The following is a 23,586-nucleotide window of genomic DNA, read 5'->3' on the forward strand; positions in this document are numbered from 1 at the left end:
TTGATTAATATTCGAGGGCCAGCGGGCGGTGACCCGGCACTTACCGGAACCGAGTCGAACGGCGTCGTGGTCGTACTCTCGACCGCCCGTCGAACCGAGCCGTCGTCGCGAGCGTCGGGAAGTTTATCCGATACAGAATACATTCCTAATACTATGACAGAACGGGGCATCGGTACCGGCGGGCCCGTACTCGAGGGCGGTGACGAAACGGCGACGCTCCAGCGGTACCGGACGCTCACGGAACTCCTCGACGACGGGCTCTTTCAGCTCGATACCGCCGGCCGGTTCGTCGCGATCGACGACGCGTTGCTCGATCGGCTGGACGCCGCTCGTGCGGACCTCCTCGACGAGCACGTTTCGAGACACCTCGACGAGGACCGCGACCGCGTGAGCAACGTTCTCCGCGACTGTCGCGACACCGACGGCGTCACGACCCTCGAGACGACCGCCCGGACGACGGCCGGCGACCAATTCGCGTGTGAGTTGCGACTCCGGCCGCTCGTCGTCGACGGCGAGCAGCGCGGTATCATCGGTCTCGTTCGGGACATCGTCGACCGAACCGAGCACGAACGGAAACTCGCTGAATCGGAAGGGCGCTACCGGGCGCTCGCCGAGTCCTTCCCCAACGGTATCGTCACCCTGTTCGATCGCGACCTCGAGTACACGCTGGCCGCCGGGCAGGGATTCGCGGACCTCCCCGCCGATCCGGCGGACGTCGAGGGTCGGTACGTCCGGGATGTCGTACCCGAGAAAATGGCCGACGCGCTCGAACCCGCGTTTCGGGCGGCGCTCGAGGGGGAAGAGCGATCGATCGAACTCGAGTTCGACGGTCGCGTGTGGTCGGTGCAGGTGGTTCCCCTCGCCGACGACCGCGGCGACATCGTTGGCGGGACGACCGTCGCGCAGGAGGTCACCGAGCGCAAGGACCGCGAGCGCGACCTCGCCAAGTACGAGACGATCGTCGAGGCGATCAACGACGGTATCTACGTCAAAGACGAGGCGGGCCGGTTTACGATGGTCAACGACGCGTACGCCCAGCTGACTGGCTACGCCCGCGAGGATCTCGTCGGCGAACACGCCTCGCTCGTCGTCGACGAAGCGACGCTCGAACGGGCCGAAGCGCAACGGGCGGCGATGGCCGACGGCGACGAGACGAACCCGACCATGGAGGCGACGATCCGGCGAGCGGACGGGGAGACGGTCCCCGCGGAAGGGACCTTCGCGACGCTCCGGACCGACGACGGGGAGACGAAACAGATCGGCGTGGTTCGGGACATCACCGAGCGCAAGCGACAGCGGCGCAAACTCGAGGAATCGGAGCAGCGGTACCGGACGCTGATCGACCACTTCCCGGACGGTGCGGTCGGGTTGTACGACGAGGACCTCGAGTACATCATCGCCGGCGGCGAGGTCTTCGACGACCTCGACCTCCCCGAAGAGGCGGTGGTCGGGTCCACCCTCGCCGAGCGGTACCCGCCCGAGCTCGTCGCGACGGTCGAGCCGTACTTTCTGGCGGCGCTCGAGGGCGAATCGAACACGTTCGAGTACCGGCTCCACGACCGCGACGTGTGGGCCCACACCCTGCCCGTACGAAACGACGACGGCGAGATCTTCGCGGGCATGGTCATGGCACAGGACATCACCGAGCGCAAGCGAATGGAGCGAGACCTCCGCGAGAGCGAAGCCCGATTCCGGATGCTCGCCGAGAATCTCGAGGACATCGTCTGGATCGGCGCACCCGAGACGAACGAACTGCTCTACGTCAATCCCGCCTACGAGGAGCTGACCGGCCGCGACCGCGAGGCGCTGTATGACGATCCGCTCGCGGTCGCGAACGGGATCCACCCGGACGACCGCGAGCGCGTCGACGCCGCCTACGGCGACCTGTCCGACGAGGAGTTCGACGAGGAGTTCCGCGTGGTCACGCCCGACGGCGAGATCCGCTGGCTCCACGCCCGAGCGAGACGGGTTCGCGACGCGGAGCGCGACGTCTCGCGGATCGTCGGCATCGCCGAACACGTCACCGAGCGAAAGGAGCGCGAACGCGCGCTCGAGGAACTGGTCGCGAAGTTAGAGGCGTCCAACGAACGCCTGGAGCAGTTCGCCTACGCGGCCTCCCACGACCTGCAGGAACCGCTTCGGATGGTCTCGAGCTACCTCCAGCTGATCGATCGGCGGTACGGCGACGACCTCGACGACGACGCGAGCGAGTTCCTCGCGTACGCCGTCGACGGGGCCGACCGGATGCGAAACATGATCGACGCCCTCCTCGAGTACTCCAGGATCGACACGCGGGGCGAGCCGCTCGAGCCGGTGTCGCTCGAGGCGGTGTTCGAGGACGTCCTCGAAGACCTCCGGCTGCAGGTCGCGGACGCGAGCGCGGAGATCACCGCCGACGAACTGCCGCGCGTCCAGGGCGACGCGGCCCAGCTCCGGCAGGTGTTCCAGAACCTGCTGGCCAACGCGATCACGTACAGCGGCGACGAACCGCCGACGGTGCACGTGTCGGCCGAGCGCGACGGCGACGAGTGGCTCGTCTCGGTCCGCGACGACGGGATCGGCATTCCGCCCGACGAACAGGATCGGATCTTCGAGGTGTTCCAGCGGTTGCACAGCCGCGAGGAGTACGCGGGGGCGGGCATCGGGCTCGCGCTCTGTCAGCGCATCGTCGAGCGCCACGGCGGCGACCTCTGGGTCGAGTCCGACGTGGGCGACGGTGCGACGTTCTCGTTTACCGTGCCGCGGCTCCCCGAAGGCGCGTAGCCGACTCCCCGCGCGGCCGGTGCGCGGAGCGGTCGCTCGCTCCGCGGGCCGTCGCGGCACGGGCGAAAATGACAATGAGTACACTAATTATCGGGGCGGGCGGAGACGCCGTACGGAGGTCTCTCGGTATGCTGCTCGATCTCAGGACGCGCGTGTCGCTCGTCCTCCGAATGCTCGCCGCGCTGGCCGTTCTGACGCCCGTCTCGATCGGTATCGGCGCGACGGGCGTTCTCGCGGGTGGATTCCTCGGCTGGCTCGCCCTGCTCGTGATCCTCTACGTACTCGAAACGCTCCTGCTCCCGGTCCCCGGCGATTCCTACGGATTGCTCGAGTGGGCGCTCACGAATCCGGTTCCCGTCGTCGTCGGAGCCGGGTGTCTCCTCCTCCCGGTTCTGTACGTCCGTCCGGTCCGGGACGAGATCCGCGCGTTTCGAACGGAGCTGGGGAAGGCGGGTGCGCCGGCGTCCGAAACGCACCCCGAGATAGCCACGATGGCCCGTCGGCTCGCCCAGCAAGCCGCCATCCCGGAACCGGACGTCTACGTCGCCGACCGGCGGCGGCCGGAGTCCTACGCCGTGGGCGGTCGCTCGAACGGAACCGTCATCGTCACCACGGGGCTCGTGAATCGGCTCTCGGACGCCGAACTGGCGGCCGTGATCGCACACGAACTCAGCCACCTCGTCAACGGCGATAGCCGGATCATGAGCCTCGTGCTCGCCCCGATGCTGCTCGCCGAGCACGTCGGATCGGACGGCCCGCCGCCGCGACGGCTGCTCCTCCACCAGCCCCTCGCCTATCTGGCGACTTTCGCCCTGTGGGCGCTGCTCGCGGCCACCACCGCGATACAGCGACTGTGCTGCCAACTCGCGATCGCCGTCCTCTCGCGCGGACGCGAGTTCGCCGCCGACAGGGGAGCCGCGGAGCTGACCGGCTCGCCGAGCGCCCTCGCCAGCGCGCTCGAGACGCTCGACGACGGACGCGATCGGCCCAGCGAAGACAAACGCACCTGGGCGAGGTCGGCCAGCGCGCTGGACCTTCTCCCCCGAGAACGGGCGGTCGGCTCGCGGGGATGGTTCCGGACCCACCCCCATACCGACGAGCGCATCGACCGGCTGGAGCGACTGGTCGCGACACAGGTGGCCGACGCTCGGTAGCCCGTGCGGTAACCGGTCGCGCCGGTTGCTACTCGAGGATGGCTGCGAACTGCGTCGCGAGCGCGTCTCGCCGCTCGGCGGAGAGCCCGGCGGAAAACTCGGCGGTCGACAGCTCCGACACCGCCGTGCCACGCTCGAGCGACCGGAGGGCCTCGACGACTGCGGTCCGATCGCCGACCCTCGCGACGCGGTTGCGAGAGGTCCAGAGGTCGACGTGCTGCCGGCGGGCGTCCCGCCGGCTGACGCTCGGCAGGACGTAGCCGTCACAGCTCTCGATCGGTGCCAGCACGTCCGTCGTCTCGCCGACGACCTCCCGCCGGAGCTTCACCACCTGGCCGTTCGTCACGAAGGTTTCCCAGTCCGGTCCGTCGTCGACCGCCGGCGGATCGGACAGCGCGGCCGGGTCGCTCACGTCGACGTGCACGAGGTCGGCCGTGCGCCAGTTCCCTACGACGGGGACCTCGCTGTTCCGGAGTACCCGCCGTTCGAACGCCGGCGTGCGGTACGCGACCGCGTCTTCGTCGACCGAGACCGACCCGACCCGCCGGGCCGTCTCGAGCAGATCGCGCCGCTGTTCGGTCGCCCCCGGACGGGTCAGCGGCGGGAACAACACGAAGGAGAGCCGCCCTCCGGGACGGACGTGCTGGCACGCGCGATACAGCCACGCTTCCGTGTGCTCCGGATACCAGGGTGGATCGAAGAACGCGACCGGGTACGCCGACTCGAGCGCCACCGGCTCGTGGACGTCTTGCTGGAGGAAGCGCAACGACGCCGGCTGGGTCGCCGCGCGCTCCGCGAGCTGCTCGCTCCGATCGACGAGCGTCACGGAGACGCCCCGCCGAGCGAGGCGAGAGGCGACCGTCGGCGCGCCGAGACAGAGGACCGGCGGTCCACGCTCGGCCAGCGCGTTCGCGATCGTGGTCGCGGTGTCCTCGGTGAAGTACCACTCGTAGTCGAGCGGGTGCAGTTCGGGCGTCCGGGCGGCGTCGGGTGCGTCGGCCGGCTCGAGGTCGCCGGTCGGGAGCCGGTCGGCGATGCCACGTTCCCGCAACCGCTCGTAGACGAGCGTCGGAAACGCGCCGCGGGAGCCGCGAATCACGCTCCCGATCGTCGCGCCGGGAGTGGTTGCGATGGTCGTCACCCGTTCGTCGAGGCGACGGCGATACGGCGTATCACTGACGGAATGATCGGTCATCGGTAGGGGCTGCAGTGGGGATTCGATCGGCGGTACGGATTCGCTGCGACGGCCGGCGAGCGGCCGGGATCGACTGCGGCTCGTCTCCGCATCGGACAGGCAAAACGTAACCTCGCTCACAGTTAAAATTTTACCCGGTTGATAGCTTCGGCGGCCGGCGCTGGAGAGTGCGCCGGACGGCCGCCTCGACTCCGTTCCCCGGCGTCACCGTCTACGGGCCGCGCCACAGCGGCCATCCCGCCCCGTTCGTCCTCGGCGTGGCCGCGGGATTCCACCCCCTATCGTTTCCTCGATTGACGTATCTAATTTTTTTAGAAACTGATTAGGTATTGTGGATGAGACTCGTTATCGAATGTCTACCAGCGACAGGGGTACGGTGGAATCGGGGTACGTCTTCAATTCGGTGCTCTTCTACACGACCGTCGGTCTCGGACTCGGGGTGGCGATTCTCCTCCTCAGCGAGTTCGGCACGTCGCCGCTCGAGGCCACCGAACTCGGCGTCCTGGCGGCCGAGCGAATCGAGCAGTTGAACACGGATCTGCTCCCGACGGCGGTCCTGGTCACGAGCGTCCTCGTCGCGATCGCAGCGCCGATGCTTGGCTGCGTCACCGGCTTTCTGGCCGCCAGCCGCATTCCGAGACGCAATCGGGCGGTCGCCTACAGCGCGGCCGCCGCGTTCGTCGGCTCGTTCGTCTTCGCGCTGGTCGTCGTCTCGCTGTGTGTCGCGGCGTTTACCGACGAGGCGACGGTGCTCACGCAACTCGAGGGCGTCGACGTCCAGGGCGTCGTCGTCAACGCCGTCCTCGTCAGTCTCGCCAGTACGATCCCCGCTGCCGGCACGACCTACAGCGCGTCGCGATGAGCGACGCGGGACGGGTCACGAGTTACAGGAACCGATCACTCGGTGCTCGGCGTCCCGTCGTCGCCGACGACCGGCCACCCCTCGTCGTCCCACCGAATCGGGTCGATCGCGAGCACGCGCTCGGCCGGTTCGCCGGCGGCCACGGCGTCGTACAGCAGCCACCAGTCGCCGTCGTCGTCCCGGATCGTCGCGCCGTGTCCCGGGCCGCCGAACGCGTCGGTGTCGCGCAGGACGGCCGCGTCCGCGCGGTCGGCGTCGGGTTCCCGGCGGTCCGCCCCGCGCCGGTTCTCGTACGGGCCGAGAACGGACTTCGAGCGGCCGATCGCCACCCCGGACGCGCCGTCGGCTCCGTCGTGCGGGCCCGTCGAACACCACAGGTAGTAGTAGCCGTTCGCCTCGAGGATCGTCGGTCTCCCCGCCCGCTCGCTCGCTATGCGGACCGTCGTGCCGGGGACGGGGTCCGTTCCGTCCGGGGTCAGTTCGACGCCGTAGATCCCGTCCCGGCTCCCCCACACCATGTAAGGCGTGTCGTCGACGACCGCCAGTTCCCCGCCGACGGCGCCAGTCACGCCCAACTCCGCCGCGCGGAACACCGGTCCCCGATCCGTGAACGGCCCCGCAGGATCGGACGCGGTCGCGAGCGCGATCCCCGACTCCGCCCGACTCCCACCGGTCGAGTAGGCGTAGTACAGGTGGTACGTCCCGTCGTACCGAGCGACTGACGGGGCCCGCACTCCCGCACCGGACTCGTCGCGCCAGTCCGGCCGCGCCGCGAGGGCCGAGCCGACGGTGGTCCAGTCGACTAGCTCGTCCGATCTGACGACGGAGACTGCACCGTCCGGCGTCGTCCCGTAGGCGTAGTAGGCGTCGCTGGTCCGGAGGACGCTCACGTCCCCGAACCCGACGGATTCCGTCGGATTTCCGTCGCGGTCGCCGCGTTCGTCGCCGTCCGTTGCCCCGGCGATGCAGACCGGCCCCGCGATGGCGACCGCACCCGAACACCCCCACCGCAATACCTCTCGTCTGCCAACTGCCACCCCACTGTTACGCATTGTAACGTGAGAACAACTAGGCCCGTACGTAATATAAGTTTCTCTTATACGTGTAATTATAGCCGGCGTCTACGTGTGGATATCGTCGCGAGTCGGTCGCTCTCACCCCTCCTCTCGCGCTCACCCGACAGCGCCCCGTCAATATTAGATATTCAACAATTATTCGACGTGACGCTCGACCGACACTCGAGCGGCGGGTACCAGTCCGGCGGCACACCGAATCGTCCGGCAGTAGTATCCACTCCCTGCCGGCCGATCCGGATTCGGGAACGGGGTGGTGGGCACAGCGGGCACGCACCACCGAGGGGAGGCCCCGCTGGACCCCGTCCGGAGCAGCCGTTCGGCGGGGCTCGTGCTCGAGGGGCGGTCGCCGCCGAACACGCCGGGCGCGATGCTCCGTGCGGTCGACCACCGTTCAGAACCGCCTACTGCTTCCGATCCAGTAACGACGAGACGGCCTCGTAGTCGACGGACTTCCGGCGTTCGGTCCGCACGAGGTTCTCGTCGTTGATATCGAGGGCGAGCTCGTCGAGCTGTTCGGCGACGTGGGTGATGTCCTCGTGCTCGGCACCGACCGCCTTGATGTGGAGGTTCTCCTGCCCCGTCATCAGTTCCGTCACTTCGACGACCTGGGGGAACGCCATCGCCTCCTCGGCCACGGTGGCGCGTTTGCCGATCCGAGCCGTACAGCTGAAATGGAAGGTGAGATCGAGCCCCGTCCGGCCGTGGTCGACGCTCGCCGCGTAGCCGGTGATGACGCCGGCCTCCTCCAATCGATCCATCCGGTTGTGGACGGTGTTGTCGGAGACGCCGATCTCCTCCGCGAGTTCGATCGCCTTGTACCGAGCGTTCTCCTGCAAGAGATCGAGCAACTGTCTGTCGACGTCGTCGAGCTGGTAGGCCGTCACAGTCGACTTCGTCGTCCCGCAGCCTTTCATGTGTCGATACTCCACGTCCACCGGGGTGCAGGCTCGAGATTCTCGACGACGAACGCGGACGGTGGAATATTCGTACGCAACGTCTCGACTCGCGTCGTAACTCGGGCCGGTCAGGAAATCACCACAATATGCAGGATATGGTTCGAGTATCCACTATAGAAATCTATACTACTTAGATTATCGAACTACACGGCGAGTCTTTTATAAGTGGCGAGTGCATGAATGTGCTGTGGACGATCCACTGTACACATCCATCTCGACGGTCGAGTCGGACGACTCGGACGAACTCATCGAGGCAATCGTCGAGCAGATCGCCGACGCGGAGGGAGTGTCACCGCTGGAGTTGGTGCCCCTGGCGACGGTCATCGACCCGGAGGCGCTGTGTGCGCTCTGTCGGCGCGGGGCGAGCGAACGGATCGTGAAATTCCGATATCAGGGACACCGGGTGCGCGTGTCCAGTGGCGATCAGGTTACGGTCGCGGTCGGGGACGGCTAAGCTGTGATCGCGCCCGTCGCGGGGCGACAGTCGGCATCGGACCGGTCGCCGGCGGCGGTCGTCGATCGGGCCGACGCGAGCGGGGATGGCGGCCTGCGATGGCGGCAAAGCTCCCGAAGCGGCCGTTTGCGGACGCCGTGAGGCCGCCGTTGCCGATCGGAAGACCGTACAGGTGGTGTTTTATTCGTGCGGTCGCATACACAAGTATGGCGTCGTCAGACAGGACGAATGACGGTGATCTGGGGGAGGTGATAGACATCCTGTTGGTCGAGCCGAACCACGGCGACGTTCGGCTCTTCGAGGAGAGTTTCAAGGAGGGGAAGATCGTGAACGCGATCCACACCGTCTCGGACGGCGAGGCGGCGCTCGATTTCGTCCACCAGTGCGGCGACTACGACGACGCGCCGGCACCGGATCTCATCCTGCTCGAGCCCCAACTCCCCGGGACGACCGGGATGGAGGTCCTGTCGGAGCTGAACGACGAGCCGGCGCTGAACGAGATCCCGGTCGCCGTCCTCACGAGTTCGGAGCTGGGCGCGGACATCGTGAAGTCCCACGGGCTCGAGGCGGAGGCGTACATTCGGAAGCCGGTGGAGGCCGACGAGTTCGTCGAGTTCGTCCACTCGATCGAGGAGTTCTGGTTCGCGATCGTCAAGGACGAGCCCGACGACTGAGGCCGGCGAACCCGGTCGTCGCGTCGGGTTCGGACGGGGCCGACCGATCGGGCCGGCCTACCCCACCCACGTCCCGTCGGCGCGGAACGCGCTCCCGCAATCGTCGCAGCGCCACCAGCCCGTCAGCGGGTCGCGTTCGGGGATGGGCGCGCCGCAGTCGGGACACCGCGTCGGCCCCCCGGTTTCGGCGTCGGTCATCCGTCGCCGGCTTCGCGGGCGCTCGAGTCGCCGGCGCGATCGACCACGACGAGCCCGCAGGTCTCCGCGAGGCGCTCGGCGCGATCCAGTAGGAGCGCACAGGCCCCTGACGTGGCGACGTACTCGACCCGCCCCTCCTCGGCTCGCTCGCGTCGCTCGAGGAGGCGGTGCCCGACCAGGACGGTCAGCGTGGGGTAGAGGCGGTCGTGATCGAGGTTCGGATAGCGGTCCTCGAGTTCGCGGCCGATGCCGGCTTCGTCGCAGCGCTTGCCGTCGCGCTCGCAGCGGGCGACGGCCTCGAGACAGTCGCGCTGGAAGGCGGTGAGGTCGGCCCAGGTAGTACCCCCGTCGGCTCGGAGGAGGCCACCATCGACCCGGAGTCGATCTGCGGACGATGCGTCTGCTCGAGCGGGGCTTTCAAGGTCCCACGAAGTGTCGTCGTGCATGCTTCCGGAGGACGATTTTCGGGAGCGGTTCGCGGACCCGGTGTCACGACCACCGATCCGCACCTTTCCGGACATCTTCGATCAGCGCCGTGTGTCGCCCCCTACGGATCTATGAAGTCATGAAATAATAAATCCATTGTATAACAGTTTAATTATACGATGATATACGCAATTCTTTGAAATCGGGGTTTCATAGTGGCGGTATGACCGACGAGACGACGACGGTAACCGTTTCTACGGATACCTGGAAACGGCTTACCCTGCGGAAAGACCCCGGCGATAGCTTCGACGACGTAATCAGCGAACTCCTCGACGAGGTCGAAGGAGAACCCGACGAATAGGGACTGCCAGCAACTGGACCGTCTTTCACAGTCGTTCTGCATTCCTCGGTCTCGATCAGGATCTACTCGATCGGGGTTTTCGCGAGTCCGCGACGTGTCGTCGTGCATGGCTTTCGAGGGAGTTTTGCCGCTGATTGTAGGCTCGGCATTCTAGCACCGAGCCCTGTTCATCGGACCTGTGAGACGCGAATCTGCACAGCCCATACCTAATGTTCATTCATTTGTATCTACTAATAGTTTGCTCAAATACCCCTTCCGTATGTCCATAGCAAACAAAAGGGAAATAATCGTGGGGTATAGGCAGGTCAGAACGGTATTCAGGGTAATGAGGTTGGATGCAGACTGGATGGTCAGAGCAGACGACCGGATCTTGGAATTTCTCAGAGACGAAGGACCTCACCCGCCCTCGAAAATGGAACGCGACGACCGGATCAAATTCGGTGCGGAATATATCGGACGACGGTGCAGAGACTATCTCCGTCCGCACGGGCTCGTGACGAATCTCGGAAACGGTGTCTACGCGATCACCGAAGACGGTGACGCGTACTTGGCGGGCGAATTAGATGTGAGTCAAATCGAACCTCGAGACTGACTGATTCAATTGACAGTATTCTATCTGAGTCCGCCCCAATAAAATTGCTCACTATATGTTGAGAAATTACTCAATTAATAGTGAGTGGCATTCAGTGCATCGACAGGCGTATTGATCCGTTCTCGTACTGGACGATCATGCGTCGTCCCGGCGACTGGATGCAGATGCCCACCGACGAGCGAATTCTCGAGGCGCTCCATTCATCGGGCATGATCCTGTCGCCGGCCGTGATCGCGAAGAATATCGATCGCAGTCGAGAGGAAGTCACTCGGCGGCTGACCGTGCTTGTCGAGTATGGGTTCGTGACTCGAGTCGAACGAGGCTATTACGAGATCGACGAGTCCGGAGTGCAGTATCTCGACGGTGAGCTAGATGCCGACGATCTCGAGCCGCTCGAGGAGTGACTGAACTCGGAAGCGAGAATCAAGACACAAATAGCGGGTCAGATCCGCTGCGGTACGTACAGGGCAAGCAGGTAACGGAGTCGCAATCAAGTTCACTGATCACTGTCAAAGGCGGCGTACGAGATACAAAGCGTACATTGACTATTGCGGAGTGTGCGGAGAATATAACCCGGACGGCCAGTCAACGAGACCTATGGATAGTGAAAAAGAGAAGATGCTGAACGGGGAACTGTACGACGCCGACGACCCCGAGCTCGTGGCCGAACGGGAACGCGCACGTGACCTCACGAGACGCTATAATCGCACGAACGAGCAAACCGAACGACGAGCACTGTTAGAGGAACTCCTCGGCTCTTGCGGCGAGGAATGCGAGATCGAACCGCCGTTTCGCTGTGACTACGGGTACAATATCCACGTCGGTGAGAACTTCTACGCGAACTTTGATTGCGTTATCTTGGACGTGTGTCGGGTGGACATCGGGCAGAACTGTCAAATCGCACCGGGCGTCCATATTTATACAGCGACGCATCCGCTTGATGCGACCGAGCGAATCGAGGGGCCAGAGTACGGCAAACCGGTGACAGTCGGCGATAACGTCTGGATTGGAGGCCAAGCGATTCTCAATCCCGGCGTGACGGTTGGCGATAACTCCGTCGTTGCATCTGGGGCCGTCGTCACCACGGATGTTCCAGAAAAGGTCGTCGTCCAAGGGAATCCGGCAACAGTGGTAAAAGAACTGGATTGAGAGGCTCAGTTGAAATCTTTGAGGAAAACGGTTCAGCAGTAAAAATCACGCTATCAGCCGATACGAGAGCAAACGCGACCCTCGACCGCCACGTCACAACACCCCGAAAGTACGATCACCGCGCTGCCCCCACCCTCGAGCACCACGACCCCGGACCCCGACGTGGCATCGAAGCCCGCCCCCAGTCCCGTGGCGGTCGATCGCCCGCCGCTCGAGCGCGACACTCGAAACCCCGACGCACGCTACCAGGCTACCCGACGGCCCTCAGCACTCCTCGGGAACGATATGGATCTGCCCCGAGACCGAATCGTCACCGATCGAGGCCGTCCACTCGTACTCGCCCTCCTCGAGTTTGTAGGCGAAGTACGGCTGCCTGTGTCTTCGGGGCTCGAACTCGAGGCGGGTCCGCTGCGTCTCGTCGCCGACCTCGAAGACCACCTCCCTCTCGACGGGCTCGTAGTGATAGCTGACGATCTCGAGGACGAGGAACCCGCCGGACCGCTCCTGCCCGTCGTAGAGCGTGTGGACGATCGGCTCGTCCCTGCCGCTTTTCGGGGAGATCAGGGAGAGGTGGAACCCCTCGTCCCGCTCCTCGTAGTCGTCGTCGGCCTCGACGACCAGCGTCCCGGTTTCGGTCGCCCCGCCCGCGGTGATCGTCCACTCGTGTTCGCCCGCCCCCAGGCTCCGCGGATGGACGAAGCCGAGCGTCTCGTCCTCGCTCTCGCCGGGACCGATCTCGAGCGGCCCCTCCTCGTCGGTGATGGCCCCGATCTCGAGGGAGACCGGAACCGAGACGGCTTCGTCGCCGTAGTTCCGCACGCAGAGCTCGAATTCCGTCGTGAAGTCGTCGATATGCGTAGTTTCCTCGACCGTCACGTCGACCTCGATGTCACCCCCGCTCGTGTCGGCCGTCTCGTCCTCGTTCGTGTCCTGCGTCCCCACCGCGCTGGTCGGGACGACCAGACTGCCGGTCAGGAGTGTGGCGCTACTCGCGAGCATCGATCGCCGGTGCCGATCTGCCATATGGCTACAGAGGCCCGTTTCCATCTTTTCTATATGTTGGGTAAAAAACAGTATCTCACTGCAATTGGGACGGTCTGGGACGGGAACGCGTCGATTCCGCGCTCGGAAGCGATCCCACGCCGGACCGAAAGCGCAGTCGCTCGAGATAGATCTCCTCGAGGGCTGCCAAGTGGATGCTGTCCATGATCTTGCCCGTGATTTGCGAGTGGTAGCTGTCCCTGGAAACGTATCACACCGCACTCCAAAGCATTCCGATCGCCTCACGAGCATCTCCCGCAGCGACATCGGCGATGTAATCCATGGCGTCGCTCGTGCTCGTTCCCGGCCGCAACTCAGCCTGGATACGGGCTTGAAGGATATCGGTCAATTGGACGTGCGAAAATCGGGCCAACGTAATCGTCTCTGCACTCAGGAGTCGGCTCCGAACGCGAGAGTATAGGTGACAAAGAGATGGCCTTCGTCGCTCGTGATCGCGACGATCGTCACGTTCGGAATGTCGCAGAGCGTTTGGAGAGCGGTGTCATCTTCGAAGATGTCAACTTCGTCGACGATCGCGATGACACGCTTGTCGCTCTCCGGAGCCGATCAATATCCGCAATCGGCCGCAGCGCATCAGCTAACACCCAATTTTCGCGTCCCGATGATAGAGGTTGCTCAGAACGGAAGGCAGTTTGAGGGCTCGAGCACCGTCGATCATAGATAATGAGTGGAAACCAAGCAAGCAGTACGATGATACTTATTTGGATCCGATCAACAGGAGTCGCTATGGATTGTATCGTGTTCAACTTCGGTATGAATTTCGTACTGGAACTGGTGGACATCGTAGGTTAATTCGATGGCTGAGGAAACGGTGGCATTGTGTCCGTAGTCAGTGGTAGTTACAGTTACTGATTGCCGATCGCCGAGATCGAGATAGACGTGATAGACCCAGTTGTAGTGAGCCTGTTCGACAGCGTGATTTGCCCAGTTCTCGAAATCAAATTCGAGGAAGAGGTTTGGACCACTGTTGTCACTCACGTTTTCATCAAGGTAGTTTGCAGCAAGTGTTCCACCGGTCCACAACACCGAACCGACAGTTCCACCAACGTAACCGGCTAAAAGACCAGCACTAGCCTGCATGACATGGTCGCACGTTTCGCACGGATTTTCTAACGGATCCGTGGCATCTTTGTATGCGTAGGCTTTGGGGCTGTACCCAGCAGGCCTGGGTTCAACTGCAGGGTAGTCGTACCGATCTTCATTCCACTTGACTTCGAGTACCCCTTTTTGTATGTCGCGTGGTACCGATCCATTCTCATCTTCTGTAATCGCTGAACAACCAATCGCCGTTACCCACTCATGTTTGTGTCGGTCAGAATCGAAACCCCGGTACCAGGTTTCGGCTTTCAGCGTTTGATTTATGACGATGTCATCAGGGTTACCAAGAGTGTCACAGTTGTCGGATTTAACGCCGTAGTCGTGGTCGGGCTCTTCGTTGTGGTGGGCTACAGCAGGATCAGTCATAGTCCCTAGTGCACCAATTCCTACTGTAGTTCCACCAATCGCCTTTAGAACCGATCGGCGGTTGCTTGTAGAACTATTACTACTATTTTCGCGGCCGTATTCAGGATCGTTCGCCATCTGTAACTATCACTAATATCTAAACACTTAAGTTTTTCCAGTGTTGGATATTTCCAATAGCTCCGAGTATTGGTGGACAATCAGATTTCATCGTCACAGAGTTATTCCCGTTTTATCTATAGTCCGAACCAAAAGGAAATGTTTCTCCAAACCCTTGGTTGCACGTCAACGAAGTCCGATCCCCGATGTTACACGTCGACCTCGAGCCGAGACGACCGCCGGAACGATCACGCCGGCAATCCGCTCCGTTTAGCCGACTTCTAGCCACGAAATGAAAATTGGTGTGAAGATACTCCGTGTAGTACGTCTTGCAGGGCGAGTGGATAACGGTCTTATGCTTCCGATGGAGATTCTCGAACCGTCAGTACTGGAATCGGCGAGGTCCGAATGAGATGTTCGGTGACGCTTCCAAGGAGATATCGATCAAAGCCAGTCCGGCCATGTGTGCCGACGACGACGAGGTCGATATCATGGGCTTCGATATACGCGCAGATCGCTTGGTGGATTGACCCGCCACTTTCAACCGTCTCGGAAACTGGGTCGACGCCAGCGTCTTCCGCGAACGACGACGCGCCTTCCAGGATGGTCTTGGCACTCTCCTCGAGCGACGGTAACTGGATATCACTCCGGACGTCGACGCCAAGGCTCGACGTAGTGATAACGGACAGAAGATGGAGGGCCGCGTCTTCCGTATCAGCGATTTCGACTCCGACCGTGAGCGCCTCACGTGCACAGTCACTTCCGTCAGTTGGAACCAGCACATCGCGATACGGATAGGTGACCGATTCGCCGTTCGGTTTGAATGTCAACACAGGGGTGTCCGCACGTCGTACGACACGCTCGGTCGTACTGCCGAGCAGGAACCGCTTCAGACCGCGGCGGCCATGAGTCGGCATAGTGATGAGATCAACATTGCGCGATTCTGCATAGTCGATAATCGTACTGTAGGGAGTCCCCTGGCGGACCTCGGTGACCGTATCCACTCCCCGTTCTCGGGCACGGTCTGTGGCGTCACGAACGATTTGGGCACCTTCTTGCTCAAGGACGTCAACGACATCCCCTTGCATCCGAACGACGCTGTCTTTCATCGTGTCTGCGACGTGAAGGATGTGCACTGTCGAGTCGTGGGCGGCGGCGATCTCGAGGACATGGTCAAACGTGACCGACGCACCCTCGCTGCCATCAGTGGGAAAGAGGATCTCGGTGTACATGGTGCAGTTTTGAACCGTACTCACTCCTGCACGTCTAACGTCCCTTCCTCGGCGGTGTTCGCCTCTTGCCACCAGACGAGTTCGAACTCGATGCTCTGCTTTGCTTCCGTGTCCCCTTCGGACCAGTCTGATTCACCCTCGAGTTTGAACGTGACCGGCTCAGTCGGATCAAGCCGCACTTGCGTGCCGCCGAGTTCCAGCGTCACGTCACCATCACCATCCAACTGGTCAGCCATCTCGCGGAGATAGCTAGCGATTTCTGTCCGGGACCGTTGCTCTTCAGTTTCGAGTTCCCCCATGCAAACTGGTATGCCGACAAGGGGTATAAACTCGGAGGTGTATAGAGGTACTGAACGGTCTAGCAGACCGTCTCGGTTACCCGACTGACTATCGGAGTAGTTTGTCAGGTACGTGACTGACACTGTTTCCGACAGAGAATGCGCTTATGGGTACAGGCGGAGTGTTGTTACTCTGTATGCCCGAAGAAGTCCTGTTCAAATCAGAGAGCGGACAGACCCGAGAAGAGATCGCCTCGTATCTTCACAGTGTCGCCGACAAACTCGAGCAAGACAATGCAGTCACACTAAAATCGGGTTCCGAGTCCGTGACGATGGAACCGCCAGCCCGCCCGACGTTTGAGGTCAAAGCCGAACGCGAAGGCCCGGCGGACGGGCCCGGTAAAGTGAGTATCGAGTTCGAACTCGAATGGGACGAGAACGGCAGTGAAGGAGCCGACGAGAGCGGCCAGTTGGCAATTGAGTGATCAGGCGACGTACCTAACGGTTCCTTCGTGAACGGCCCGCTGATGAATAATTTGTTGCGCTCTGTCTACGACTCGTCGTTGCCATCACCAACTACGAGCGAGGAAACGATCCGGGCTGTGAGATATTATGAGATGGATTCTATGACACGCTCCAACAAAAGCAGCTTCAACCTACGAATCGATCTATTTCCTCCGCAATGGCTTTGAATACTCCCTCGTCATCGGCCGCCCTCCGCACTGTCCAAATCCTCTGCCTCGAGTCGTTTGTAAACCTCGATCGTCTCCTTGAGGTTACGGATCGCTGGGTCAAGTGTGAGCGGGTGGATCAGTTGCCGGTTGAGAACCCGAACCTCAGAGAGGATTTCCTCGAGACGGGCGTGGACTGGATGCTCTGGTTCGGTCGTCATGTTTCGGCCTCCGGATCGCTTCAGCGCTGAGACGGTCCGTCACCGCGAGAGCAGATCTGTCGGGCTCTGGGCCGGCAACTGCTTTCGCCTCAGCAAGCAGCCGCATCTCAGGTCCGCCTCTCGCTCGAGTTGCTCACCACGGAGACTCTCGTGTCGGTCTCTAACGGTTGATATGATAAGAGAACCTTCTCGAGGACTTCCTGTGCCTCGTCGACTGCCGAGACAGGTCGGTCAGCCCAGCCGCCACACTCCTGGTCGATGAACTGGATCCAGCGTCGGAGATCCTCGCCATCGACAGTGATCCGGATGATCGCCTTTCCAATCACGAAGCGGAAGTCGACAGGCTACGCGAGGAGCAGTTCGATGCCATGCTGAACGCGATGATTGCCTATCAACGGATCTTCAGCGACGTCTGTGATATCGATATGAGTGAGTTCCGGAGCGATGACGTACCATCTACGAAGAGCATTTTAGAGTCGCGCGAGCGCCTTCGTGAATCGATTGATGATGTGGCGTCCTGTTGAATTCCCCAGGGCGTTTCAGTGTGAGCGAACGAGGCGACGGCCGTGAGCCGAGGGAGAGGTATACCTTTCGTCGAAGCGAAGCGGTATCGAAGATCCCGAGAGGTTGTCGGCACGAAGCGCCGACGCTCGAAGACCTTTGCCCCGCTGTCGTCGGACGGCGTTGACACCCGACTGGAAGCGATTCCTTCGGAATCGTCCAGTCCAGCAGGCTTCGCTCTCTCGAGATTTCGTTGAGGGCGCGACTCTGTCGCGCTCGTAGCGCAAACGTTCGGTTCGACTGAGCGACGTGTCTCAGTCAGTCCGTACTCTCGCTTGGTTGCGGTCGGTTTTCGGAGACGGAACGACGGGCCACGAAGACAAGTGCCATCAATGTCAGCAGCGCCGCGACCAACAACAGTCCCGTTCCCGCTGACAGCCCGACCAGGGCCGCGACATCGGCGTAGAAGGTAAAGAGGAGAAACACTGGGAAGAGGGTCCCGATCGCGTATCGCCACGGGACCACCAGTGGGCGCGAGAGCTGTCCCGAACCTTTGAGATACTCCTCAATCGCGACCGGACCGAGGACCCAAGCCGTGTACACCATGAACCCGGTCAGACCAAGTACCAAGAGTAGATCGACGAGGTGGTTCGCGAACAGCGTAAACACCGCGGGGCTGAACGCGTTCACGCCGCCGGTGAGTGTGATCAGCGCGAATAGCCCCCAGGTCGCTGTCGACCGCTCGAGGCCGAACTCGTCAACCAGAAACGAGACCGGAATCTCGAGCATGCTGATCAGACTCGTCAGGGCTGCGAGGAGAACGATGAGGAAGAAGACCGCGCCGAGAAGTCGCCCGCCGGGCAGGCTCGCGAACGCGCCGGCGATCCCGATGAACAGGGCGCCGGGGCCGCCCTCAGTCGGTCCCGGCGCGAATGAGAACAGCAACGGGAACACCACGAGTCCGGCCAGGATGCCGATACCGAGATTGAACACAGCGATAGCCGAGGCGTCGAGGGGCAGCGAGCGGTCGTCGTCGACGTAGGAGGCGTAGGTAATCATCGTCCCGCTGCCGATCGAGAGAGTGAACAGCGCCTGGCCGGCGGCCGCTCCCAGTACCGATAGGAAGTTCTCCGCGAGGTAGGCACCGTCGAATGTGAGGTAGAACTCGTATCCCTGCGCGGCACCGGGTTGTCGGGCCGCCCAGATCGCGAGTCCGACGAGCAACACGACGACGCCGGGTATCATCACCTTCGTCGTCGCCTCGATGCCGCGTCTGATCCCCGCGGCGACGATCAGAGACGTGGCCGCGAGGACGGCGAGTTGGTAGCCGAACGCTTCGGCACCGTAGCTGATCGCCGCGAAGTGAGTTTCGGGATCCACGAAATAGGCACCCGTCGCGCTCTCGAGGAAGTACCTGAGGATCCATCCGCCGACGACGCTGTAGAACGACATCAGTATGATCGAGGTGACGACACAGAGCACGCCCAACACCGTCCAGAAACGCGATCCGCCGAGCGATTTGAACGCCCCCACTGGGTTCCGATTCGACCGTCGACCGATCACGAATGCGGCCAGCAATCCCGGCACCCCGACGCCGAGGACGATGAGTAGATACAACAGTAGAAAGGCACTCCCACCGTTCTCCGCGGTCATCCAGGGAAATCGCCAGATGTTCCCCAGTCCGACCGCGCTTCCGACCGCGGCCAGGATAAATCCGGCGCGACTCGACCAACTCTCACGTACCATTCTGTCTCAGGGAACCGACTCGGCGCGCATAAGAATTGTTTATCACTGGCTCAGTTCATTCGCGGTGATATGAAATCAGGTAATCTGAACACGACGCTTAACCAGATCAGTTCGCATGTGTATCTGCTGGTCTATTTACATCAACGGCACGCGGAATTTATGTGATCTGTTGTCTTCTACGGGGCTGTCTGAGAAACCCTCGGTTATGCTACTCCTCCGGATTCGGCTTCCTTGAGGTAGCGGTCTCGCCGATCGTAGATTCCACGGGCGGTCGATCGGTTCACGCCCGTTTCGCCGGCAATGTCCCTCCATGAACGGCCAGCCTCTCGGAGGCGGATCACTTCGAGGGCGGTCGTCCGTGATCGTCCCCACGCTGTTCACGGGCCTCCATCGCGGCATGGGATTTCTTTATTTTCCGGCGTTTGGCGTCGCTCTCGACGTCGAATAGCCGACTCGCTGGAACGAAACCGATCATCGCTGCACCTCCTCGCCGTCGGTCAGTGACGGACAGACTCGGTTCGAGCCCGTCCGCTCGAGTCGGCGAGAACACCCCCGCTTGTGACCCGCTTCCGACTGGCCGTCGAGCAGGACAGTACACCGAGCACCGCACTCGTCACAGCGAAATTCGCGGCTTTTCGTCGGCAGCGGTGTGAGCCCCCGATTGATTCGGAGACGCTTCGCTTCCGTTTCGGAAAGCGTCACGCCGACCACCCCGTCAGGTATAGATTCCTTCTGACAGGTTTAATTCGTACGAAACCGCAATAATTAAGGTCAGAGTGGGGTCGGAGGGAATAAACTTGAGCTATTCTCGATGCTCCGTCGCTGACCGTAAGTGTCATTGGTCGATCTCCTCGTTGATGTCGCTCGGGTCGCTGTGCTTACAGAGGTCGATACCGTCGAAGTCCGTGATCCGACGTCGTAGCTCCGAGTCGAGATCGGGTCTGTCGTAGTACCGGCGGATCACGTCGGGGGTCGTAGCCGCACGATCGGCCACGTCCTGAACCGAGCGGCCAATGTTGAGCTGCCAGGTGATCGAACCGCGACGGACTGGATGGGGCGACGTCGACGACGGGCACTTGCTGCTGTCCTGCTGTTCCGTCCACTGGCATTTGTGACGCTCCTTCCCGTGGGGGCACGATTTCCGAACGCACGGGAGCGTCGCCTGGTAGATCCAGTTCGTGATCGTGCTCTTGACCGGGCGGCCGCGCGCGCTGGCAAACAGTGGACGACGGCCGTGCTCGTCGTGCCTCTCGCTGCGATCGCGCTCGACGTATTCCTCGAGGATGCGATTCGGCGTCTCGGCGAGGACGACCTTCCGCTGATGGGCATCGCCCCGCTTGAGCCGAGTCCCGGTCTTCGGCCGATTCAGAAACGTCAGCGTCCGCGCTTCGGGATCGTAGTCGTCGACGTCGAGTGCACGGATACAGGATCGACGGGCACCAGTGTGGCCGATGATCTCGAGGAGTGCGTGCCCTCGTTTCGATCGCCACTTGAGGGAATCGCGGTAGTATGCGAGCGTCTCGTTCAGCGTCTCCGGCCGGAAAATGTCCGAACTGGTCTGCTCACTGTCGGTGAGCTTCAGCGGCTCGATCGCTAGGTGCGTACCGACCTCGATATAGCCTTGCGATTCGAGCCACTTGAGCCAGCGACGCGCCTGTTTCTGCTTGCTCTGGACGGTGACGCGAGCGTAGTCCTGCGAGAGCAGGTAGTCTGTGAACCGCCCGACGCGCCACATCTCGAGGTCGTCGAGCGTCTCGAGGTCGGTCTCTTCTGCGAACGCCTCGAAGGTATCGAGACTCTTGCGGTAGGTCCGAGCCGTCTCGCCCTTCCAGTTCGGCTGGTTCCGACTGATGAACAACTGCATCGCCTCCTCGAGCTCGAGATCGGGCACATCGCCCGGGCCGGCAGTCTGAGGTGGGTTCATCGTTCACCTCCCGATCTCCTGAATTCAGTTCGATTCGGTGGATTGCATTCCGCACATTCTCGCCTACCTGGTCTCGAAAAAGAGGCGCATATTCGATCTACGGGCGTTTCTCTCGTCGTTTTGTCCCCATTCGGGGGTTCTCTGGTGACAGTTGGTGACATGCGTGGCTCTCGGTCCGCGTTTCGGCGCTGAGAGTGCGGTTGCCTCGATGCCCGAGTGACGCATAGAAGCCTCTAACCGGAGACGAAGCTTTTTGCGTCTCAGGCCAGAAAGGGTAGATGGTCAGTCGATCCCTTTCTGACGCCGTTTTGGTGGGCAGCCTATCGTTCCTCAGTCCATGGGCCGAATTCTTGGGGCCAGGCCAGGTTTATCGCAGGCTTTGTATTCAGGCTATTTGCCATTGGTAGTATTAAATATTGTGTATACACCACTGTGATTCAGCATATGCTTATCTGGCTACGGTCATGTGGCAGACGGCCGGATTCAAGCGCTTACAGAGGCTTTTTTGCCGATGCCACCACAGAGTACGGTAGTCACGTAGTCCAGTTACTATGCGAGCACGAATAGCGTGGATTCAGATGAGCGATCTCGATATTCTGGAGTTTCTAGACGGCCACGAGCTGGACGACTTTCAGGCCCCGCCCGCGACCATCGCCAAAAACATGGATCCGACCAAGGGGACCGTCCAGCAGCGCGTTCGAATTTTGAACGCCGCCGGACTCATCGAGAAGAAAGACGCAACCGGCGGGTACTACTGTATCACTGGCGTCGGTCGACGATATCTTCAAGGAGAGCTGTTGGATGAGGAGCGGGACCGACTCGAGCAGTTCGATCCGTCTAACGTATAACATCTTTCCGCACGAGGGGGTCATAGAACTATTCCGGCAAGGCTGTTTCCATCCTTCATTCGACGGGTTAAATAGTGGGTGGATATGCGAACTGACCGCTGAGAGCCCTGCCAATTTCAGATGGTGTTTGAGAGTGGTGCTGACTACATAGCGCATATTCAGCATGGTATGACGAGCGAACACAAGCGGCGGACTGGTGAAGTATATCTGTGGTGATTCGCTCAAGAAGGGCCCGATGAACGAGCCGACTCGCATATATATTCACTTTATTCACTAACGCAATTTAGACGAATGATTGGGAAAGAGTAAGTCAGATCCTCGTTGCTCGGAGCCTCACTACCGTGCGTTCATCGACGCAGTAGACGAATTGGAACATACCGACCTCAACGCACTCCTTGAGTAGTTGGAGACCGAGCTGAAGGTCACGCCCTGTTCAACTATTGTAGTGGCCTTTTTTAGAATAAAGCTTTGGAAACGAATAAGTAGCAAGACAATAATCCTATTATGTTGATAATAGGATAAAATACTGGTTGGCAACAACTGAATCAACCTCTCTACCGTAAGACAGTCACAAATATATCCAGGAGACAGCTTACATCACTACATTCAGAATTTACTCAATCTAAGATAATAGAAAAGGTTTATTGTATTGGAAATTACGAAATAGTGTATGGTAAACCGGCACGGTAATTCCAGACGGAAGCTATTAAAGACCATCGGAGCAACAGGATCGCTACTAACAGTAGGCACAGGGCAAGTACTGGCAGCGGATACTGGAGAGGAATATCCAATGGTGAGTGGTGAGATTTATAATGGATCCGTTCAGGAAATTGCCTCATACACTGGTGGATTCAGTGGCATCCCTGGTGTAGCTAAACACCCATCACAAGATCGGGTTGCTTTCATTTCCCCCTATGGTGAAGGTGCACTTGATCTGTTTATCGCTGAAGGAATTCAATCACCCAACGATAAAGCAGATGCAGTATATCGGATCACGGATGCACCGGAAGCAGGTGTCTATGCCCCAGAATGGCTTCAAGGGAATCATTTAGCATTCCAACAAAATTTTACTCGATATTCAGTTAATATACCACAAAATTATCTTATTGAAGAAAAGACGGTGCTGGATGAGGATGTAACGGAAAATAAAACTGTTAGACCGGCCTTCTCAATACCGAATCTGCCTAAAGTACCTAACTCAATTCCCTTCAATCTCTGTGTCCCGTTTGGCAGATCAAAATGGTGTGTACAGGCGGATGATCTCGCTATTGGTCAACCAAAAGATTGTAATTCTGGGATGACTCCGCCGCTTGCTTCGGCAACAGCTCATATTCAGAAAGAGGTTCTCGGTTTGGGGGGTTGGGATGTTGAAACCGATATTCAAATGTGGGTTGGTGTTGAAGAAGATCTTAATGGGGTTTGGTTCGGCGCCCCAGACGGCGAATGTGCTAGATACCAGATAGATCCTCCAGATCCAACTGCAGCGGTTGACGACATTGTTGATTCGCTTAATCAGGCTGGAGATGATGCAGCAGAGTGGATTGATGACCATGGGGGACCAAACAAAGGAACACACGCAAATGACTTTCTTGTTCTTGTCGTACTACTCATTATTGCACTCATTATTATAGCAGGATCGGCGACCGGTACTTGGGGATAATACTAGAACTTAATACCACGAAT

Annotated in this window: 27 protein-coding genes and 1 pseudogene; 13 read left to right on the plus strand and 15 right to left on the minus strand. The window is 60.7% G+C overall.

What is annotated here, in order from left to right:
- Positions 1-153: 153 nt before the first annotated feature.
- The 3 genes and pseudogenes from BMX07_RS25745 to BMX07_RS04540 all read left to right on the plus strand — a co-directional run.
- Positions 154-1,659 (plus strand): annotated as a pseudogene (locus tag BMX07_RS25745) (PAS domain-containing protein); the annotation flags it as partial.
- The gene (locus BMX07_RS25750; RefSeq protein WP_449289577.1) at positions 1,657-2,763 is read left to right on the plus strand and encodes a sensor histidine kinase; all 1,107 of its coding nucleotides are present in this window, start codon (positions 1,657-1,659) and stop codon (positions 2,761-2,763) included. The pseudogene BMX07_RS25745 and the gene BMX07_RS25750, both read left to right, overlap by 3 nt.
- Positions 2,764-2,891: 128 nt before the next feature.
- Entirely contained in the window at positions 2,892-3,917 is a 1,026-nt protein-coding gene (locus tag BMX07_RS04540; RefSeq protein WP_090614292.1) for a M48 family metallopeptidase, read from the plus strand.
- 28 nt (positions 3,918-3,945) lie between these two features.
- Here BMX07_RS04540 and BMX07_RS04545 read toward each other — a convergent pair whose 3' ends face one another.
- Complete coding sequence (locus BMX07_RS04545) at positions 3,946-5,112, minus strand: class I SAM-dependent methyltransferase (protein ID WP_090614297.1); 1,167 nt, start codon at positions 5,110-5,112, stop codon at positions 3,946-3,948.
- A 352-nt stretch (positions 5,113-5,464) separates the two neighbouring features.
- Between BMX07_RS04545 and BMX07_RS04550 the strand changes: the two genes are divergently transcribed.
- On the plus strand, positions 5,465-5,974 hold the full coding sequence (locus tag BMX07_RS04550; protein ID WP_139210795.1) for a hypothetical protein: 510 nt from the start codon (positions 5,465-5,467) through the stop codon (positions 5,972-5,974).
- Between the two features lie 35 nt (positions 5,975-6,009).
- Here the strand turns inward: BMX07_RS04550 and BMX07_RS04555 are convergent, their stop codons facing one another.
- Together BMX07_RS04555 and BMX07_RS04560 are read right to left on the minus strand one after the other, a co-directional pair.
- Complete coding sequence (locus tag BMX07_RS04555; RefSeq protein WP_090614300.1) at positions 6,010-7,026, minus strand: family 43 glycosylhydrolase; 1,017 nt, start codon at positions 7,024-7,026, stop codon at positions 6,010-6,012.
- 425 nt (positions 7,027-7,451) lie between these two features.
- Positions 7,452-7,964, minus strand: coding sequence for an Lrp/AsnC family transcriptional regulator (locus BMX07_RS04560; RefSeq protein WP_090614303.1), 513 nt, complete (start codon positions 7,962-7,964; stop codon positions 7,452-7,454).
- A gap of 229 nt (positions 7,965-8,193) precedes the next feature.
- Here BMX07_RS04560 and BMX07_RS04565 point away from each other — a divergent pair, with 229 nt between their 5' ends.
- Both BMX07_RS04565 and BMX07_RS04570 read left to right on the plus strand, forming a co-directional pair.
- On the plus strand, positions 8,194-8,460 hold the full coding sequence (locus BMX07_RS04565; protein WP_090614307.1) for a HalOD1 output domain-containing protein: 267 nt from the start codon (positions 8,194-8,196) through the stop codon (positions 8,458-8,460).
- Positions 8,461-8,666: 206 nt separating this feature from the next.
- Positions 8,667-9,134 carry a response regulator gene (locus tag BMX07_RS04570; protein WP_090614310.1) on the plus strand — a complete coding sequence of 156 codons (468 nt, stop codon included), beginning with the start codon at positions 8,667-8,669 and terminating at the stop codon, positions 9,132-9,134.
- 57 nt (positions 9,135-9,191) lie between these two features.
- Here the strand turns inward: BMX07_RS04570 and BMX07_RS24180 are convergent, their stop codons facing one another.
- Both BMX07_RS24180 and BMX07_RS04575 read right to left on the minus strand, forming a co-directional pair.
- A complete protein-coding gene (locus BMX07_RS24180; RefSeq protein WP_175480035.1) occupies positions 9,192-9,332 on the minus strand; it encodes a hypothetical protein in 141 nt (46 codons plus the stop codon).
- The gene (locus tag BMX07_RS04575; RefSeq protein WP_090614313.1) at positions 9,329-9,778 is read right to left on the minus strand and encodes a hypothetical protein; all 450 of its coding nucleotides are present in this window, start codon (positions 9,776-9,778) and stop codon (positions 9,329-9,331) included. The genes BMX07_RS24180 and BMX07_RS04575 overlap by 4 nt, the downstream gene beginning before the upstream one ends.
- A gap of 203 nt (positions 9,779-9,981) precedes the next feature.
- Between BMX07_RS04575 and BMX07_RS23535 the strand changes: the two genes are divergently transcribed.
- The 4 genes from BMX07_RS23535 to BMX07_RS04590 all read left to right on the plus strand — a co-directional run bounded on the left by BMX07_RS23535 (position 9,982) and on the right by BMX07_RS04590 (position 11,860).
- Positions 9,982-10,119 (plus strand): antitoxin VapB family protein, encoded by a 138-nt coding sequence (locus BMX07_RS23535; RefSeq protein WP_245742042.1) that lies wholly within the window; start codon positions 9,982-9,984, stop codon positions 10,117-10,119.
- Positions 10,120-10,378: 259 nt separating this feature from the next.
- The gene (locus BMX07_RS04580) at positions 10,379-10,711 is read left to right on the plus strand and encodes a MarR family transcriptional regulator (RefSeq protein WP_342708153.1); all 333 of its coding nucleotides are present in this window, start codon (positions 10,379-10,381) and stop codon (positions 10,709-10,711) included.
- Positions 10,712-10,848: 137 nt separating this feature from the next.
- Positions 10,849-11,115: a winged helix-turn-helix domain-containing protein gene (locus BMX07_RS04585; protein ID WP_090614319.1), complete on the plus strand. Its 267-nt coding sequence runs from the start codon at positions 10,849-10,851 to the stop codon at positions 11,113-11,115.
- Positions 11,116-11,308: 193 nt separating this feature from the next.
- On the plus strand, positions 11,309-11,860 hold the full coding sequence (locus BMX07_RS04590) for a sugar O-acetyltransferase (protein ID WP_090614322.1): 552 nt from the start codon (positions 11,309-11,311) through the stop codon (positions 11,858-11,860).
- Positions 11,861-12,124: 264 nt separating this feature from the next.
- Here BMX07_RS04590 and BMX07_RS04595 read toward each other — a convergent pair whose 3' ends face one another.
- The 5 genes from BMX07_RS04595 to BMX07_RS04610 all read right to left on the minus strand — a co-directional run bounded on the left by BMX07_RS04595 (position 12,125) and on the right by BMX07_RS04610 (position 16,013).
- Positions 12,125-12,883, minus strand: a complete 759-nt coding sequence (locus BMX07_RS04595) for a hypothetical protein (protein WP_139210797.1) — start codon at positions 12,881-12,883, stop codon at positions 12,125-12,127.
- A gap of 229 nt (positions 12,884-13,112) precedes the next feature.
- A complete protein-coding gene (locus BMX07_RS25600) occupies positions 13,113-13,184 on the minus strand; it encodes a hypothetical protein (RefSeq protein WP_394328379.1) in 72 nt (23 codons plus the stop codon).
- 449 nt (positions 13,185-13,633) lie between these two features.
- On the minus strand, positions 13,634-14,503 hold the full coding sequence (locus BMX07_RS23540) for a hypothetical protein (protein ID WP_139210798.1): 870 nt from the start codon (positions 14,501-14,503) through the stop codon (positions 13,634-13,636).
- A gap of 332 nt (positions 14,504-14,835) precedes the next feature.
- Positions 14,836-15,714, minus strand: coding sequence for a universal stress protein (locus BMX07_RS04605; protein ID WP_090614327.1), 879 nt, complete (start codon positions 15,712-15,714; stop codon positions 14,836-14,838).
- A 20-nt stretch (positions 15,715-15,734) separates the two neighbouring features.
- Positions 15,735-16,013, minus strand: a complete 279-nt coding sequence (locus BMX07_RS04610) for an amphi-Trp domain-containing protein (protein ID WP_090614330.1) — start codon at positions 16,011-16,013, stop codon at positions 15,735-15,737.
- A 176-nt stretch (positions 16,014-16,189) separates the two neighbouring features.
- Between BMX07_RS04610 and BMX07_RS04615 the strand changes: the two genes are divergently transcribed.
- On the plus strand, positions 16,190-16,477 hold the full coding sequence (locus BMX07_RS04615) for an amphi-Trp domain-containing protein (RefSeq protein ID WP_090614891.1): 288 nt from the start codon (positions 16,190-16,192) through the stop codon (positions 16,475-16,477).
- Positions 16,478-16,695: 218 nt separating this feature from the next.
- Here BMX07_RS04615 and BMX07_RS23545 read toward each other — a convergent pair whose 3' ends face one another.
- From BMX07_RS23545 to BMX07_RS04640, 5 genes are all read right to left on the minus strand, one after another.
- On the minus strand, positions 16,696-16,884 hold the full coding sequence (locus tag BMX07_RS23545) for a hypothetical protein (protein WP_139210799.1): 189 nt from the start codon (positions 16,882-16,884) through the stop codon (positions 16,696-16,698).
- Positions 16,885-16,991: 107 nt separating this feature from the next.
- On the minus strand, positions 16,992-17,210 hold the full coding sequence (locus BMX07_RS04625) for a hypothetical protein (RefSeq protein ID WP_090614335.1): 219 nt from the start codon (positions 17,208-17,210) through the stop codon (positions 16,992-16,994).
- A 493-nt stretch (positions 17,211-17,703) separates the two neighbouring features.
- Positions 17,704-19,131 carry a sodium-dependent transporter gene (locus BMX07_RS04630; RefSeq protein WP_090614338.1) on the minus strand — a complete coding sequence of 476 codons (1,428 nt, stop codon included), beginning with the start codon at positions 19,129-19,131 and terminating at the stop codon, positions 17,704-17,706.
- Between the two features lie 203 nt (positions 19,132-19,334).
- Positions 19,335-19,472, minus strand: a complete 138-nt coding sequence (locus BMX07_RS25605; RefSeq protein WP_139210800.1) for a helix-turn-helix domain-containing protein — start codon at positions 19,470-19,472, stop codon at positions 19,335-19,337.
- A gap of 494 nt (positions 19,473-19,966) precedes the next feature.
- Positions 19,967-21,055 (minus strand): tyrosine-type recombinase/integrase, encoded by a 1,089-nt coding sequence (locus BMX07_RS04640; RefSeq protein WP_217643670.1) that lies wholly within the window; start codon positions 21,053-21,055, stop codon positions 19,967-19,969.
- A gap of 578 nt (positions 21,056-21,633) precedes the next feature.
- On the opposite strand from BMX07_RS04640, the gene BMX07_RS04645 reads away from it, so the two are divergent.
- The gene (locus BMX07_RS04645; protein WP_090614343.1) at positions 21,634-21,903 is read left to right on the plus strand and encodes a helix-turn-helix domain-containing protein; all 270 of its coding nucleotides are present in this window, start codon (positions 21,634-21,636) and stop codon (positions 21,901-21,903) included.
- 670 nt (positions 21,904-22,573) lie between these two features.
- Entirely contained in the window at positions 22,574-23,563 is a 990-nt protein-coding gene (locus BMX07_RS23555; RefSeq protein ID WP_139210801.1) for a hypothetical protein, read from the plus strand.
- The last annotated feature ends 23 nt before the right edge of the window (positions 23,564-23,586 follow it).

The organism is Natrinema salaciae (assembly GCF_900110865.1).
Lineage (GTDB): Archaea > Halobacteriota > Halobacteria > Halobacteriales > Natrialbaceae > Natrinema > Natrinema salaciae.

What these genes read in the sequence shown, in the direction of transcription:
- BMX07_RS25750 (WP_449289577.1), top strand. Translation starts at nt 1,657, where the DNA reads ATGGAGCGAGACCTCCGCGAGAGCGAAGCCCGATTCCGGATGCTCGCC.
- BMX07_RS04540 (WP_090614292.1), top strand. Translation starts at nt 2,892, where the DNA reads ATGCTGCTCGATCTCAGGACGCGCGTGTCGCTCGTCCTCCGAATGCTC.
- BMX07_RS04545 (WP_090614297.1), bottom strand. Translation starts at nt 5,112, where the DNA reads ATGACCGATCATTCCGTCAGTGATACGCCGTATCGCCGTCGCCTCGAC.
- BMX07_RS04550 (WP_139210795.1), top strand. Translation starts at nt 5,465, where the DNA reads ATGTCTACCAGCGACAGGGGTACGGTGGAATCGGGGTACGTCTTCAAT.
- BMX07_RS04555 (WP_090614300.1), bottom strand. Translation starts at nt 7,026, where the DNA reads ATGCGTAACAGTGGGGTGGCAGTTGGCAGACGAGAGGTATTGCGGTGG.
- BMX07_RS04560 (WP_090614303.1), bottom strand. Translation starts at nt 7,964, where the DNA reads ATGAAAGGCTGCGGGACGACGAAGTCGACTGTGACGGCCTACCAGCTC.
- BMX07_RS04570 (WP_090614310.1), top strand. Translation starts at nt 8,667, where the DNA reads ATGGCGTCGTCAGACAGGACGAATGACGGTGATCTGGGGGAGGTGATA.
- BMX07_RS24180 (WP_175480035.1), bottom strand. Translation starts at nt 9,332, where the DNA reads ATGACCGACGCCGAAACCGGGGGGCCGACGCGGTGTCCCGACTGCGGC.
- BMX07_RS04575 (WP_090614313.1), bottom strand. Translation starts at nt 9,778, where the DNA reads ATGCACGACGACACTTCGTGGGACCTTGAAAGCCCCGCTCGAGCAGAC.
- BMX07_RS23535 (WP_245742042.1), top strand. Translation starts at nt 9,982, where the DNA reads ATGACCGACGAGACGACGACGGTAACCGTTTCTACGGATACCTGGAAA.
- BMX07_RS04580 (WP_342708153.1), top strand. Translation starts at nt 10,379, where the DNA reads ATGTCCATAGCAAACAAAAGGGAAATAATCGTGGGGTATAGGCAGGTC.
- BMX07_RS04585 (WP_090614319.1), top strand. Translation starts at nt 10,849, where the DNA reads ATGCGTCGTCCCGGCGACTGGATGCAGATGCCCACCGACGAGCGAATT.
- BMX07_RS04590 (WP_090614322.1), top strand. Translation starts at nt 11,309, where the DNA reads ATGGATAGTGAAAAAGAGAAGATGCTGAACGGGGAACTGTACGACGCC.
- BMX07_RS04595 (WP_139210797.1), bottom strand. Translation starts at nt 12,883, where the DNA reads ATGGCAGATCGGCACCGGCGATCGATGCTCGCGAGTAGCGCCACACTC.
- BMX07_RS23540 (WP_139210798.1), bottom strand. Translation starts at nt 14,503, where the DNA reads ATGGCGAACGATCCTGAATACGGCCGCGAAAATAGTAGTAATAGTTCT.
- BMX07_RS04605 (WP_090614327.1), bottom strand. Translation starts at nt 15,714, where the DNA reads ATGTACACCGAGATCCTCTTTCCCACTGATGGCAGCGAGGGTGCGTCG.
- BMX07_RS04610 (WP_090614330.1), bottom strand. Translation starts at nt 16,013, where the DNA reads ATGGGGGAACTCGAAACTGAAGAGCAACGGTCCCGGACAGAAATCGCT.
- BMX07_RS04615 (WP_090614891.1), top strand. Translation starts at nt 16,190, where the DNA reads ATGCCCGAAGAAGTCCTGTTCAAATCAGAGAGCGGACAGACCCGAGAA.
- BMX07_RS23545 (WP_139210799.1), bottom strand. Translation starts at nt 16,884, where the DNA reads ATGACGACCGAACCAGAGCATCCAGTCCACGCCCGTCTCGAGGAAATC.
- BMX07_RS04630 (WP_090614338.1), bottom strand. Translation starts at nt 19,131, where the DNA reads ATGGTACGTGAGAGTTGGTCGAGTCGCGCCGGATTTATCCTGGCCGCG.
- BMX07_RS04640 (WP_217643670.1), bottom strand. Translation starts at nt 21,055, where the DNA reads ATGAACCCACCTCAGACTGCCGGCCCGGGCGATGTGCCCGATCTCGAG.
- BMX07_RS04645 (WP_090614343.1), top strand. Translation starts at nt 21,634, where the DNA reads ATGAGCGATCTCGATATTCTGGAGTTTCTAGACGGCCACGAGCTGGAC.
- BMX07_RS23555 (WP_139210801.1), top strand. Translation starts at nt 22,574, where the DNA reads ATGGTAAACCGGCACGGTAATTCCAGACGGAAGCTATTAAAGACCATC.